Here is a 13,426-nt window from a genome sequence, read left to right on the forward strand (position 1 = left end):
GCGGAAGAACCGGGCGGGGCCAAGAGTTTAACAGGATAGCTGTCGCTTAATGCGCCGCACCCTGTGCCGCCAGCGCGGCCAGAAGCAGCAGCGCGACGATGTTGGTGATCTTGATCATCGGGTTGACCGCCGGGCCGGCCGTATCCTTGTACGGGTCGCCCACCGTGTCGCCGGTGACCGCGGCCTTGTGGGCTTCGCTGCCCTTGCCGCCATAGTTACCGTCTTCGATATACTTCTTGGCATTGTCCCAGGCGCCGCCGCCCGACGTCATCGAAATGGCGACGAACAGGCCGGAGACGATCACTCCCAGGAGCAGCGCGCCGACGGCGGCAAGGCCCTGGGCCCGGTCACCGGCAACCAGCGAGATGCCGAAATAGACGACGATCGGCGCAAGCACCGGAAGCAGCGACGGCAGGATCATCTCCCGGATCGCAGCCTTGGTGACGAGGTCGACGGTACGCGCATAGTCGGGACGCGAGGTCCCATCCATGATGCCCGGATTGTTGCGGAACTGCTCGCGCACTTCCTCGACTACCGCGCCACCGGCACGTCCGACTGCGGTCATGCCCATCGCGCCGAACAGATAGGGCAGCAATGCACCCAGCAGCAGTCCGACGATGACATAGGGGTTGGACAGGCTGAACAGCGCGTTGAGGTCGGCATTGACGCCGATCTCCGCACCGAATTCCTGCAAGTCGGCGGTGTAGGCGCCAAACAGCACCAGCGCGGCGAGACCTGCCGAGCCGATCGCATAGCCCTTGGTCACGGCCTTGGTCGTGTTGCCGACCGCGTCGAGCGCGTCCGTCTTCTTGCGGACGTCTTCCTCGAGGCCCGACATTTCGGCGATGCCGCCGGCATTGTCGGTGACCGGGCCGTAGGCGTCTAGCGCGACCACCATGCCGGCCAGCGCAAGCATCGCCGAAGCGGCGAAGGCGACGCCCAGCGGGCCTGCCAGCTGGAAGCTGACGATCACGCCCGCGATGATGACGATCGTCGGGAGCGCAGTGGACTCCAGGCTGATCGCAAGGCCCTGGATGACGTTGGTGCCGTGGCCGGTCTGCGACGCCTTGGCGATCGACTTCACCGGGCGATAATTGGTGCCGGTGTAATATTCGGTGATCCAAACGATCAGCGCGGTTACGGCTAGGCCGACGATGCTGACCCAGACGAGATTGATCGCCGGGAAGCTGAGGCCGCCCTTGGTGGTGATTGTCTGACTGAGATCGCCAAGCGCATAGACCGACGCTGCGTAGATGGCCGGGATGGCCAGGATCGTCGCCGTCCAGAAGCCCTTGTAGAGGGCGCCCATGATCGATTCCTTGGCGCCGAGGCGAACCATGTAGGTGCCGATGATCGAGGTGATGATGCAGACGCCGCCGATCAGCAGCGGCAGACCCATCAACGGGAGAAGCAGCGGCGATGCGCCGATCGCCAGCGCAATGCTGACCATCGTGATACCGACCGTAACGACATAGGTTTCGAAGAGGTCGGCAGCCATGCCGGCGCAATCGCCGACATTGTCGCCGACGTTATCGGCGATAACGGCCGGGTTGCGGGGGTCATCCTCGGGGATTCCGGCCTCGACCTTGCCGACCAGGTCGGCGCCGACGTCGGCGGCCTTGGTGAAGATGCCGCCGCCCAAACGAGCGAAGATCGACACCAGCGAGGCGCCGAGCGCCAGCGCCGTGAGCGCGGTGACAACGGCCCGGTCATTGGGCGCATAGCCGCCCGGCCCGACGAGGTACCAGAACAGGACCGCAATCGCGAGCAAGGCAAGGCCTGCCACGAGCAGGCCGGTGACGGCGCCGGCGCGGAAGGCGACGGTGAGGCCGCTCTGCAGGCTGGTCCGTGCAGCTTCGGCGGTGCGGACGTTGGCCCGAACCGAGATGTTCATGCCGATGAATCCGGCAACACCCGACAGGATTGCGCCGATCAGGAAGGCGACAGCGCTGAGACCGCCGAGGAAGACAAAGACCAGCGCGGCGACAATGACGCCGACGATGGCAATGGTCGTATATTGGCGACGCAGGTAGGCGCGCGCGCCTTCCTGGATGGCGCCGGCCACTTCGACCATGCGCTGGTTGCCGGGCGAGGCGCGAAGCACCTGCTGGCTGGTGAGAATGCCGTAAAGCAGCGCGATAACGCCGCAGGCAATCGCGATGATGACCAGATTCATGAAGTGAAATTCCCCTAGTTGACCCCTGGCACGGAAATCCGGTTTGCCCGGACGCCGCGAGTAAGCGGACCGAAAGGTGTAACGGGGAATATGGCGGTGGCAACCCGCCTCTTTTCAGGCGGTTGGCGAGTTAGCCGAGAAGGAGGGCGGCCGCCATGCCGGACGCGAGTCCGGCGATAGCGATGATCAACTGACGGGCGCGCAGTTCAAATATTCTGGGCGCGGTGTTCATATCCAAGTCGCTCCGGCAACGGCACTTCGCCCGCGGCGTCGAAGAGCTTCAGCCCTTTGCCGCCGACGAGTTCGCCGATCCGGGCAAGGATGGTCCCGGGTGGTAAAGAAAGCCCTAACGGATCGAAGTCTGCCGGCAGGGCAGCGAGCAGCGCATAGTCGTCGCCGCCGGTCGCGGCGCCCAGACGGGCTCGGCGGCCTGCGCCCCGCTCGGCAACAAAGGCCCGCGAGAGAGGAAGTTGATCGAGCCGGATTTCCGCACCGCAACCGCTGGCCGCGCATAGCCGCGATGCATCGAGCAGGAGCCCGTCGGAAATGTCCATCATCGCCGTTGCATAAGGCGCCAGCAGCCGGCCTGTTGCGAGTTGCGGGACCGGTCGGCGATAGGCCTCGACCAGCGGTCCTTCCGCTTCGCTATCGTCCTTGAGCATCGCAAGGCCCGCCGCTGCGTCGCCAAGCAAGCCGACCACCCACAGCGCGTCGCCTGCCTTGCCCCCGGACCTTGAAGGAATTGAGCTGTCGCCGCGCCCGACGGCCGTAAGTCCGAACACCTTGGGCGCGTCGGGCGGAAGCGAGATCGTATCGCCGCCGATCAGTGGAAGCGAATAGGCTTCGCAGGCAGCAGCCACGCCTTCGATGAACTTCTCGTCCCATTCGCTATCGCTGCCGATCGTGAATCCCAACAGCGCGGCGACCGGCTCGGCTCCCTTGGCGGCGAGATCGCTGAGATTGACGGCAACCAGCTTCCACCCGACCGAGGCGGGCGGATCGATCTCTAGAAAGTGCACCCCTTCTGCGATCATGTCGTGAGTCATCACCAGATCGCCGATGACGGCGACATCGTCATCGAGGCCGCGCGCGGCGGGATCGGTCGCAATCAGCCTGAGGCGGTCGATGAGGGCGAGTTCATCCATGTGCAGCGGACCAGCTTAGTCCGACTTCTTCCGCGTGGAAGGGCTAAAAGCCCCTACTCAGGCCGGACGAGCGACCTTAGCGATGGCGTCGAGGAGGCCGTTGACGAAGGCTTTTTCGCGCTTGTCGTAAAAGGCCTCGGCGACATCGAGATATTCGTTGATGACGGTCGCGACCGGGACATCGGCCCGCGCCAGCAGCTCATAGGCGCCGACGCGCAGGATCGCCTTCATCGGCTTGTCGAGCCGCTGGAGGCTCCAGCCTTCGGCGAGCCGCTCCGCGATCATTGAGTCGATTTCCTCGCTCCGCGCCAAGGCACCGGAAACCAGATCGTCGAAAAAGCTGATCTCCGCCTCGGCATAGGTTTCGCCCTCGATTGTCGCGCCCAGCCGATGGTCGTGGAATTCATGGAGCAGGCGCGCGGTCGGCGTGCCTTCCATTTCCTGCTGATAGAGCGCCTGCACGGCAGCGAGCCGGGCGGCGGAGCGCGAGATGGAGCGAGTCATGATGGCCGGGCCTGTAGCCGCTCAGTCCGCGGCAAGGAAGGGGCCGAGGGCGGCAGCGACCTGGTCGGGCGCTTCCCACGGCGCGAAATGACCAACTCCCTTCAGGGGAATCACGTCAACATCGTCGCCGATCTCGCCAATGCCTTGAAGCTGGATCGGCAGCAGCGCCTTGTCCTCAAGCCCCCAGACGACGCGAACAGGAATGGCGATTTTCGGGAATGCGCGGAGCGTCCATTCCGGAAGATCGACCGTGATGCCGGGGAGCGGGACGACGACATGCGATGAGCGGTACCAGTTCAGCATCGCGGTCAGCGCGCCGGGCCTACTCCATTGATCGATGTAAATCTGGCGCTCGGAAGGTGAAATCCGCGCCATGTCGACATGCCTGGCGAAGCTCTTGTCGAAGAAAGTGTCGAAACCCATCGCTTCGATACCGGCTTCCATCCCGGGACTTCGGAAGGCACGCATATATTGGGACGCACCACGCTGCTCTTCGTCTTCGATCAGGCTCTTCTGGAAGATCAGCGGGTGCGGCGAATTGACGATTCCTAATCGAGTGATCCGCGGATTGGCGCGGATAGCCGCGGCCCAGGCGATGGCGCCGCCCCAGTCGTGGCCGACCAATGCGAACCGATCGATGCCAAGTGCGTCGGCCAGGGCGAAAATATCGGCGACCAGCGTGTCGGTGGCATAGGCTTCGACATCCTGCGGCCGGTCGCTTTCGCCGAAACCGCGAAGGTCAGGCATGACAAGGCGCAGCCGATCGCCGAGGCGCGGTGCAACTTCCCGCCAGGTGCGGTGGGATTCGGGAAAGCCATGCATCAGGATGACCGGCGGCGCGTCGTCCGGCCCGGCCAGCGCTACGTTCATCTCGATTCCGGTCGACAGCGCGACCCTGCGCTCACCGCTCACGGATAGGTGACCGTCAGCGGCACTTCGGGCAGCGGAATGAATTCCTGGTCGTCTCCGGGGACCAGCGGGAAGCGGCGCGCCTTCCAATCCTCCTTGGCCTGGTTGATCCGGTCGCGCGACGAAGAGACGAAGTTCCAGAAGACATGGCGCTGCGTCGTGAACGCTTCGCCGCCCAGCAGCATGACCCTCGACGGCGTTTCGGCACGGAGCGTCATCGCCTCGCCCGGGGCCAGCACATAGAGAGTGAAGGGCTCCAGCCGATCCCCGTCGAAGCTCGCATCGCCCTCGGTCACAAGCACCGCCCGCTCATCGGCGCCTGCATCGATCGGGATGCTCGACCCGCCGCCGAGCAAGATGTCGGCATAGATAGTCTCGCTATGCTGGGTGACGCCGGCGGTCTTGCCCCAGAGGGTGCCCATCAGGACGCGGGCGGATACGCCGTCGGCTTCCACCAGGGGCAGGGCGCTGCTTTCGACATGTTCGAACGCCGGGTCCAGCTCTTCCTTGCCGTCGGGAAGGGCGAGCCAGGTCTGCATGCCGTAGAGGGACGGACCATCGGCCCGAAGCGCGGACGGCGAGCGTTCCGAATGGACGATGCCCTTGCCGGCGGTCATCAGGTTGATGGCGCCCGGTACGATGACCGCATGACTGCCGATGCTGTCGCGATGCTCGATCGCGCCTTCGAAAAGATAGGTGACGGTGGCGAGGTTGATGTGCGGGTGCGGGCGGACGTCCATGCCCTTGCCCGGCGGAAGGCGCGCAGGGCCGAACTGGTCGACGAAGATGAAGGGACCGACCATCCGGCGGGGCTTGGAGGGGAGGGTCCGGCGGACCTTGAATTCGCCCAGGTCGTGGGTGGTTGGGATGATCGTTTCCATCAGCCTTCTCCTGGCGCTTTTGCCTTGATGGTTAGTGCATGGACCCGCTCGCGCATCAGATCGCCGAGCGCGGCGTAGATCTTGCGTTGCCGTTCGACGCGGTTGAGGCCGGCGAAGGCAGGGCTTTCGATGAGGAGCGCGAAATGGCTTTCGCCGCGTGGATCATGACCGGCGTGGCCGATATGCTGGTGGCTCTGGTCTTCAAGCTCCAGCCGGGTGGGCGACAGCGCGGCGGTCAGCCGCTCGATCATTTGGGCGGCAACGGGTCCGGTGGCGGCGTCAGGCATCGTTCCTATATAGAGGTGTTTGAGGAGCGAGGCACAAGTGGCGACACGGCAGACCAAATGGCACGGACGGGTAGATGGGGTGGAAACGCCCTGCTCGGTGCGCGGCTGCAAGGAGCCGGGGGAGTTTCGGGCGCCGCTGACGCCGTCGGATTTCGACGGGCCGGGCAATTGGCGCTGGCTGTGCCTCGAGCATGTGCGCGAACATAATGCCAAGTATAATTTCTTCGCCGGGATGAGCCCGGAGGAGATCGAGGCGGCCCAATCACCGATCGCGGGTTGGGAGCGGGCGACGCGCGCCTTCGCGCATAGCGGCGCGGACGCGGGCCCGACGTGGCGCGACTTCGCCGATCCGCTCGACGCCATCTCGGCGCGGTTCAGGCCGGAGGCGCGGCGGCGGGCCATTGACCGCTTCACCGCCAAGGAGCGCCATGCGCTGGGCGTGATGGGCCTCAAGGACGATGCGGACTTGCATAGGGTGCGCAAACGCTATTCCGAGCTAGTGCGACGCTATCACCCGGACCGGAACGGCGGCGATCGCAGCCATGAAAAGAAGCTGGGCGAGGTGATCGAGGCCTGGCAGACGCTGAAGGCCGCGAAGGCGTTCGAATGACGCACCTGAGGCTCTGGACGTTCGAGGTTCCCGCGGAGGCGGAGGAGCGGTTTGTCGCGGCCTATAAGTCGGACGGCGACTGGGCGCGGCTATTCGCGACCGCGCCCGGATTCATCCGAACCGAGCTGTGGAGGGCGGAAAGCGGGCTCTACTTGACCGCCGATTATTGGCGGTCGGCGGCGGATTTCGAAGCGTTCCAAGCGAACCTTGGCGAAACCTATCGTCAGCTCGATGAGGAGCTGGAGGGCGTTTCCGGGGTCGAGACGTTCGTCGGTGCCTTCGAGCTGGCTGGCTAGCCCTTCGATCCGCTGAGCCGTTCCAGCCGCTCGGTCCAGCCGCCGTGGAAGGAGCCCCATTCCCAGAGCGCGATGACCAGGAAGCTGGCGGTCGCGGCTATGTGAAGCGTCAGCGGCTCCGGATGGCCGACGAAGGCCCAGAGGCCGATGAGCGCAAACAGGACCAAGCCGGCGCAATGCGACAAGGGCCAGAATTGCTGGCCGCTGGTCATCCGCTTGAACAGCATGGCACCGCAGATGAAGAGGATCGCGCCGCCCACAAGCGCCGCGACGAAATAGGGTTCGAGGTGGCCGGTAGGGTGGGTCAGCACCTGCTCGTCGGCGACGGCGATGACGATGATCCCGGCGACGATGGGGATATGACCATAGGTATAGGCCTGCCGCCCGATGAGGCCGGGGCGGTCGTCATGCTCGATGAGTTCGCTGCCTCGCCGCGCCCCGACGTCGAAATAGATCCACCACATCGCGACCGATGAGATGAAGGCGCTGACGAAGGCGAGCACGGTTGCGTGCGACGGCTCCAGCTCCGCAAAAGTCGCGCCGGTGACGATGATGCTCTCGCCGAGTGCGATGATGATGAACAGTCCGGCGCGTTCGGCCATGTGAGCGCCACTGATGTTCCAGTCGGCAATGGTAGAGCGGCCGAGGCCCGGCACGTAGAAAAAGGTGGACGGACCCGAATATTCGACTGCCAAGGCCGCCATCCACCACAGCAGCCGGCGATTGGGATCGGAGTCCAGCCCGCCGGCGATCCACAAGCAGCCCGATACCGCGAAATAGATGGTCGCCCGAAGCATGTTCTTCGTCGAACCGCGGCCGAGGCCTTCTCTGGCCCATGCTGTGTAGAACGTCCGGCCAACCTGGATCGCGACATAGGCGAGCGCGAAGGAAAGGCCGGCGGGTCCAAATGCCGCCGGGATCGAACTGGACAATACCATGCTGAGTAGCATCACAAGCAGCAGCACAAGACGAACCGGCGCCCGCCCGGGATCTAGCCAGTTGGTTGCCCAGGCGGTGTAGATCCATGCCCACCAGACGGCGAGGAACATCACCAGCGTCTGGAGCGCCCCCGCCAAAGTGTGATGTTCCAGCAGATAGTGCGATAGCTGGGTGACCGCGAAGACGAACACCAGGTCGAAGAACAGCTCCAGCGGGCTGACGCTATTGTCGACCTTTTCGCGGTCGTCGCGGAGGTGGGATGGGCGAGCCATGGGCTGCATCAGTCGCATTTCGTTCCCGAAACGCAAGCCCGATGGACCTTCAGTCGCGGTCAGGGGCTCCCAACGGGAAGTAGGGGCGGAAGGGCCGAGCATTCTCGACGCAGCGGCTGACGGGCGGCAGCGCCAACAGCTCGGCGCGAAGTGCAATGAGGCGCGGGCAATCTTCCGGAATGCGTTCGACCCAGTCGGCGTAGAATAAAGACGGGGCGGCGGCGCAGGTCACCAGCGAGACATGCGGTGGCAGGCGGTTTTCACTGAGCCAGGTTTCAATCCAGCGATAGGCCTGCAGCAGGCCCTGCTTGCCGCCCTCAACCTCGGCGGGGTCGGGAGCCTCCGCATTGGCGATATAGGCGTTCACGACCCGCTGCAGGTTCGTCATGACATAATTGTCGAAAATGCGGTCGAGCATCCGGGCGACAACCGCTTCGGCCGGATCGGCCGGGATCAACGGAGCGCTGCCGGGGTGGTGGACCGCGAGATATTCGATAATTGAGGTCGCCTCGATAATCGTCGTTTCGCCGTCGACCAGGACCGGGAACTTGCCCGCAGGATGGACGCGCCGGAGATACTCCAGGTCGCCGGGATCGTAGGGCGTATATTCGCGGAATTCGAACTCGGTCCCGTTGGCGTAAAGCGGGATCAGCGCTTTCCACGAATAGCTGCTGAACGGGTGACCAAATAGCTGGAGGCTCATGCCTCTTCTTTCGACCATTTCTCCCGGCGTTCAAGTTCCGTCTCGCTCGGCTCTTTGGTTTCGAAGGTTCCGGTCTTCACGTCGCCCGCCGGCTCGTAGCTGGTGAGCACGACGCCGGTGTTGGTGACGAAGTGGTCGACCAGCTTCAACGTGCCGGGAGTTTCCGATCCGTCGAAGATGCGCTTGCCATGGCCCAGCACCACCGGGAAGGTCATCAGGACCAGCCGGTCGATCAGCCTTGCGGAAAGCAGCGGCGGATAGAGCATGCTGCTTCCCTGGATCAGCAGGTCGCGGCCTTCGCTTCGCTTGAGGTCGGCGATCGCTTCCGCCGTATCGCCGGACAGTCTCTCGCTATTGTCCCATTCCAGCGGATCGTCCGAGTGGGTCAGCACATATTTGTTGATGTGCTGGAATTTCTCCCCGATCGGATTGTCCTGGTTGTAGGGCCAGTAAGCGGCGAAAATATCGTAGGTCCGCTTGCCAAGCAGCAGATCATACTCGCCCATGATGACGTCTTCGAACGGGCCCATGTCCTCGCCCCACAGCGGCTGAACCCAACCGCCCAGGTTGAAGTCACTGGTGGGATCCTCTTCCGGACCGCCCGGCGCCTGCATGACCCCGTCGAGCGAGACGAAGACCGCGCCGGTGAGCTTACGCATTGACGGCCTCGCCCCTCAGCGCCGCCTCGATCGTGGCGACGTCGATCTTCTTCATCGGCATCATCGCTTCGAAGGCGCGTTTGGCAGCAGCCTTGTCGGGATTGTCCATTGCTTCCAGCAGCACGCGCGGCGTGATCTGCCAGAAGAAGCCCCATTTGTCGCGGCACCAGCCGCAGGCGCTTTCCTCGCCCCCATTGCCGACGATCGCATCCCAGTAGCGGTCGGTTTCTTCCTGGTCTTCGGTCACGACCATGAAGCTGACGGCTTCATTAGGCCTAAAATTGGGTCCGCCGTTGAGGCCGACGAAGGGTTGGCCGAGAACGGTGAATTCGACCGTCAATTCCTCTCCCGCATGGCCGCCGGGGAAATCCGTCGAAGCATCATGGGCCTTGCCGACATGCGTGTCCGGGAAGACGGACGCATAGAATTCCGCCGCTTTGCGGGCTTCGCCCTTGTCGTACCACAGGCAGGTGGTGAGCTTGTTGCTAGCCATTTTCCACTCCTTTTAGGCTTTGCGCGGTCCGACCAGGCCGAACGATGCGCCCTGCGGATCCATCCCGTTCAAGGCGAACTCACCGCCCGGGATTTCCATCGGACCGTTGAGGATCGAGCCGCCATTGTCGGTGATCGCCTTGGCGGCGCGGTCGATATCGTCGACACCGATGTAGAAGGTCCACAGCGACACCGGCATTTCCGGCATCCGAGGCATGATCGCGCCGATGCCCACGCCGTCATTCTGGACGAACCGATATTGGCCGAACTCGCCCATGTCCATCGAGCCTTCCTGGGTCCAGCCGAACTGGCGGGTGTAGAAGTCGACTGCGCCGTCGGCATCCGACGTCGACAGCTCGTTCCACCGGACCCGCTCAGGCTGATCCATGGAGAAGACGTCGCTGACAGCGGTGGGATCATGTTCCGGCGGGGTTGGATCCATCAGGTAGAAGGGTGCGCCCTGCGGATCCGTAACCATCGCCAGGCGGCCGACCCCGGCTTGATCCCAAGGCTCCATCATCGCCTGGCCACCTTCGGCCTTGATCGCCGCAGCCTTGGCGTCGACGTCCCTGACGTGGAGGTAGCCGAGCCATGCCGGCCGGGCGCCGCCCGACTTCATTTCCTCGTTCAGCGTCAATACGCCGCCGGCATTGCCGCCGTCGCTTCGCTGGATCATCCGATATTCGACTTCGGTCGGTACCCGCTCGCCGAACGTCCAGCCTTTGACTACTGCCGAATAGAATTTCCCGGCAGCCTCCGCGTCATCGGTCATCAGCTCATACCAGATGAAGCCGCCTTCACCGGACGAGGATTCGTCATTCGCCGGCCGTGCAGGCGCATCCGTCACTTCGGACATGATCCGTTCCTTTCCCTAGTAAGGCCGGGCCGCTCAGGCGTCGGCGGACTCGCGAGACGCGGCGGTGTCGAGGATCGGCTCGAAACCGCCCCAGAACATCCGCTGGCCGGAGAAGGGCATTTCGCCTTCGGGCTTCAGGCTCTCGTCGGACATGATCTTCTGCCAGGCCTGATCGCGGGTGTCCTTGTCCGGCCACTCGATAAAGGAGAAGACGACCTTCTCATCGTCTTCCGCCTTCACGGCGCGATAGAAGTCGGTGACTTCGCCTTTGGGAACGTCATCGGAAAGCGCCTCGATCACGCGGGTCGCGCCATGCTCCCTGAAGACCTTGGCCATTTTCGCCGCGAGCTGCTGATAATCGCCGCTCTTGCCCTCCGGCACGGGGACTACGAAGCCGTCGGTGTATCCACCAGCGGCGCTGCCCTCTTCGACGATTGCATCGAACCCGCCATAGATCATGCGCTTGCCGTCGAACGGCATGGTCTGGCCCATGCCCTCCATGCGCGGATCGCTCCGCATCTTCGCATTGGCTTCGTCGCGGACTTCCTTCGAGGGATATTCGAACCAGGCGAATACCACCTTTTCGTCCGGCTTTGCGTCAACTGCCTTGCGGAAATCGGTGACCTTGCCTTCGGAGACATCGCTGTCCCAGGCTTCGACATGGCGCTCGACCCCCAATTCCTTGAAGATCGGTGCCGCGTCGGCCGCGTGCTTCCGGTAGCTTTCCTTGTTGGCTTCCGGAACGGCCGCCACAAAACCTTCGAAATAGGTCATCGTTGCTCTCCTTCGAATATCGTCTGCCGCCTCATGCGGCCTCGGGTTGGTTCTCCCTGAACACGGCGAGCTGGTCGGCGAGGGCCCGCTGGAAGGCCGGCCTTGCTTCGCCGCGCGCGACCAGTGCGGCCAGTCGCGGTTCGCCGGCGACAAGCTCTGTATGACGCAGGTTCCTTAGCACAGAGACCATCATCAGGTCGCCGATGCTGAATTCTTCCTCTAGCCAGTCCCGCTCGCCAAGGGCTTCGGCCAACAGCTTCAGGCGTGCCTCGATCTTTTCGACGACCTGCGGACGGCGTTCGCGCGTCCAGTCCTGGCCGCGATTGAAGATGTCGATGTTGACGAGCTCAAAAATCATCGGCTCGACGCTGTTCAGCGCGGCGATGAGCCAGGCGATCGCCCGGCCCCGTCCGTTCGCATCCTCGGGAAGCAGGCGATCGTCGCCAAGCCCGAGGTGAATGAGGATCGCGCCGCTTTCGAACAGCTGCACTTCATCGTCGCGATAGGCCGGAACCTGGCCGAACGGTTGTTCCAGGAAATAGTCGGCCGGGCGGGGGTTCAGGGCGTCGAGCAATCGTACCCGGTAGGGTCGCCCGATTTCTTCCAGCGCCCAGCGGATGCGGAGGTCGCGAACCAGCCCGGCGGCGAAGTCCGGTACCCAGCGAAATGCGGTGATTTCCGCGGTGGCGGCGGGGTCGACCGGCATCGATCAGGCTTCCTGGAACGCCGACGCGCCCTGTTCGGCGGCTTTCGGATCCATCCACACCGCCTCCCAATGGTGCCCGTCGGGATCTTCGAAACTGCGTTCGTACATCATTCCACCCAATTCCTGTTTCGGCCCTGGGTCCGTAGCTCCCCCAGCCGACCCCGCCTTCTGGACCAGGGCGTCAACTTCGGCGGGGCTATCGACCGAAAGAGCAAGGATCACCTGGCTCGACCGGTGCGCATCGGCAATCGGCTTGCCGGTGAACGTTGAATAGAAGGGATGTTTCAGCAGCATGACGTAAATGGCGTCGGACAAAACCATCATCGCCGCATTGTCGTCTGTGAACTTGGGCTCGTTCCGGGCGCCGATCGCCTCGTAGAACAACTTCGAGCGTTCGAGGTCCGCCACCGGCAGGTTGATGAAGATCATCTTCGACATCGCGTTTGCCTCCATTGCGACTCGATTCGGCTTGAAGGGTGACCGTGAAGGTTATAAAAAGCAACTATGCAGTTAGATAATGTAACTAAAGCGGGACGGACTGACGACAAAAGGCGATATGACGATGCCTGTGCCGCTGCACATGGTATGGACCTGATCGGCGAACGCTGGTCGATGCCGCTGATACGCGAGCTGCTGCTCGGACCCCGCCGGTTCGGCGACCTTAGAACGAGCCTGAACGGAATTAGTGCCAATGTTTTGACCCAGCGGCTCGAAGGGCTGGAGGCCGCAGGAGTGCTCGTCCGCCGCCGATTGCCGCCGCCAGCATCGGTACAGGTCTATGAGCTGACGCCCTGGGGCTATGAGGCGGCACCGATATTCCAGGCGCTCGGTCGGTGGGCGGTGAGAAGCCCCTATCACGATGCGACGAGACCGTTCAGCCCGGTATCCTTGATGCTGTCGCTCAGAACGATGATCAGCGGGGAGGCCGCGGGCAACCTCAAGGCCCGGATCCAGCTCTACATGAACGGCGAGCCCTTCTTCTGGGCACGAAACAAGAAGGGCGACATCCGGATCGGGCGCGGCCTCGTCGAGGAGCCCGATCTCATCCTTCGGGGCTCTCCCAGCGACATTGCGGGCTATATCTACGCCGGCGCCCCCTTGGCCTTGATCGAGGTGGAAGGGGACCTGAAGCTGGCCGCCAAGCTGCCGCGTTTCTTCCCGATGCCGGAGAAAGCAGAGCGATCCGCTGCTTGAGGCCTCCTCACGAAACGCTTAAG

Annotated in this window: 17 protein-coding genes; 3 read left to right on the forward strand and 14 right to left on the reverse strand. The window is 63.6% G+C overall.

Features of this window, described 5'->3' with window-relative positions; genetic code table 11:
• Nucleotides 1-46: 46 nt before the first annotated feature.
• The 6 genes from LZ496_RS09545 to LZ496_RS09570 form a co-directional block, all read right to left on the reverse strand.
• Entirely contained in the window at nucleotides 47-2,176 is a 2,130-nt protein-coding gene (locus LZ496_RS09545) for a sodium-translocating pyrophosphatase (protein WP_249904397.1), read from the reverse strand.
• Between the two features lie 206 nt (nucleotides 2,177-2,382).
• On the reverse strand, nucleotides 2,383-3,321 hold the full coding sequence (gene thiL / locus LZ496_RS09550) for a thiamine-phosphate kinase (RefSeq protein WP_249904398.1): 939 nt from the start codon (nucleotides 3,319-3,321) through the stop codon (nucleotides 2,383-2,385).
• A 57-nt stretch (nucleotides 3,322-3,378) separates the two neighbouring features.
• Nucleotides 3,379-3,828: a transcription antitermination factor NusB gene (nusB, locus tag LZ496_RS09555; RefSeq protein ID WP_249904939.1), complete on the reverse strand. Its 450-nt coding sequence runs from the start codon at nucleotides 3,826-3,828 to the stop codon at nucleotides 3,379-3,381.
• 18 nt (nucleotides 3,829-3,846) lie between these two features.
• Complete coding sequence (locus LZ496_RS09560; protein WP_249904399.1) at nucleotides 3,847-4,737, reverse strand: alpha/beta fold hydrolase; 891 nt, start codon at nucleotides 4,735-4,737, stop codon at nucleotides 3,847-3,849.
• A complete protein-coding gene (locus LZ496_RS09565; protein WP_249904400.1) occupies nucleotides 4,734-5,615 on the reverse strand; it encodes a pirin family protein in 882 nt (293 codons plus the stop codon). Before LZ496_RS09565 ends, LZ496_RS09560 begins: the two co-directional genes overlap by 4 nt.
• Nucleotides 5,615-5,902 (reverse strand): BolA family protein, encoded by a 288-nt coding sequence (locus tag LZ496_RS09570; protein ID WP_249904401.1) that lies wholly within the window; start codon nucleotides 5,900-5,902, stop codon nucleotides 5,615-5,617. The genes LZ496_RS09565 and LZ496_RS09570 overlap by 1 nt, the downstream gene beginning before the upstream one ends.
• A 19-nt stretch (nucleotides 5,903-5,921) precedes the next feature.
• Between LZ496_RS09570 and LZ496_RS09575 the strand changes: the two genes are divergently transcribed.
• Both LZ496_RS09575 and LZ496_RS09580 read left to right on the forward strand, forming a co-directional pair.
• A complete protein-coding gene (locus LZ496_RS09575; RefSeq protein WP_436286465.1) occupies nucleotides 5,922-6,512 on the forward strand; it encodes a DnaJ domain-containing protein in 591 nt (196 codons plus the stop codon).
• Nucleotides 6,509-6,808, forward strand: coding sequence for an antibiotic biosynthesis monooxygenase family protein (locus LZ496_RS09580; RefSeq protein ID WP_249904403.1), 300 nt, complete (start codon nucleotides 6,509-6,511; stop codon nucleotides 6,806-6,808). The genes LZ496_RS09575 and LZ496_RS09580 overlap by 4 nt, the downstream gene beginning before the upstream one ends.
• Here LZ496_RS09580 and LZ496_RS09585 read toward each other — a convergent pair.
• Genes LZ496_RS09585 through LZ496_RS09625 form a run of 8 tightly spaced genes read right to left on the reverse strand, consistent with a single transcriptional unit; the run spans nucleotide 6,805 to nucleotide 12,647 of the window.
• Nucleotides 6,805-8,019 (reverse strand): low temperature requirement protein A, encoded by a 1,215-nt coding sequence (locus tag LZ496_RS09585; RefSeq protein WP_249904404.1) that lies wholly within the window; start codon nucleotides 8,017-8,019, stop codon nucleotides 6,805-6,807. The genes LZ496_RS09580 and LZ496_RS09585 overlap by 4 nt on opposite strands.
• A 49-nt stretch (nucleotides 8,020-8,068) precedes the next feature.
• Complete coding sequence (locus tag LZ496_RS09590; RefSeq protein ID WP_249904405.1) at nucleotides 8,069-8,722, reverse strand: glutathione S-transferase family protein; 654 nt, start codon at nucleotides 8,720-8,722, stop codon at nucleotides 8,069-8,071.
• Nucleotides 8,719-9,381 (reverse strand): dihydrofolate reductase family protein, encoded by a 663-nt coding sequence (locus LZ496_RS09595; protein ID WP_249904406.1) that lies wholly within the window; start codon nucleotides 9,379-9,381, stop codon nucleotides 8,719-8,721. Before LZ496_RS09595 ends, LZ496_RS09590 begins: the two co-directional genes overlap by 4 nt.
• A complete protein-coding gene (locus tag LZ496_RS09600) occupies nucleotides 9,374-9,874 on the reverse strand; it encodes a VOC family protein (RefSeq protein ID WP_249904407.1) in 501 nt (166 codons plus the stop codon). The genes LZ496_RS09595 and LZ496_RS09600 overlap by 8 nt, the downstream gene beginning before the upstream one ends.
• A gap of 12 nt (nucleotides 9,875-9,886) precedes the next feature.
• The gene (locus LZ496_RS09605; protein WP_249904408.1) at nucleotides 9,887-10,729 is read right to left on the reverse strand and encodes a VOC family protein; all 843 of its coding nucleotides are present in this window, start codon (nucleotides 10,727-10,729) and stop codon (nucleotides 9,887-9,889) included.
• A 33-nt stretch (nucleotides 10,730-10,762) separates the two neighbouring features.
• Entirely contained in the window at nucleotides 10,763-11,503 is a 741-nt protein-coding gene (locus LZ496_RS14125) for a DUF1428 domain-containing protein (RefSeq protein ID WP_436286466.1), read from the reverse strand.
• A gap of 31 nt (nucleotides 11,504-11,534) precedes the next feature.
• Nucleotides 11,535-12,209, reverse strand: a complete 675-nt coding sequence (locus LZ496_RS09620; protein ID WP_249904409.1) for a glutathione S-transferase family protein — start codon at nucleotides 12,207-12,209, stop codon at nucleotides 11,535-11,537.
• Nucleotides 12,210-12,212: 3 nt separating this feature from the next.
• Nucleotides 12,213-12,647, reverse strand: a complete 435-nt coding sequence (locus LZ496_RS09625) for a VOC family protein (protein WP_249904410.1) — start codon at nucleotides 12,645-12,647, stop codon at nucleotides 12,213-12,215.
• 66 nt (nucleotides 12,648-12,713) lie between these two features.
• Between LZ496_RS09625 and LZ496_RS09630 the strand changes: the two genes are divergently transcribed.
• Nucleotides 12,714-13,403 (forward strand): winged helix-turn-helix transcriptional regulator, encoded by a 690-nt coding sequence (locus tag LZ496_RS09630; RefSeq protein ID WP_249904411.1) that lies wholly within the window; start codon nucleotides 12,714-12,716, stop codon nucleotides 13,401-13,403.
• Nucleotides 13,404-13,426 lie beyond the last annotated feature (23 nt).

Origin of the sequence: Sphingomonas caseinilytica (genome assembly GCF_023516455.1) — a bacterium.
Taxonomy (GTDB): domain Bacteria; phylum Pseudomonadota; class Alphaproteobacteria; order Sphingomonadales; family Sphingomonadaceae; genus Sphingomicrobium; species Sphingomicrobium caseinilyticum.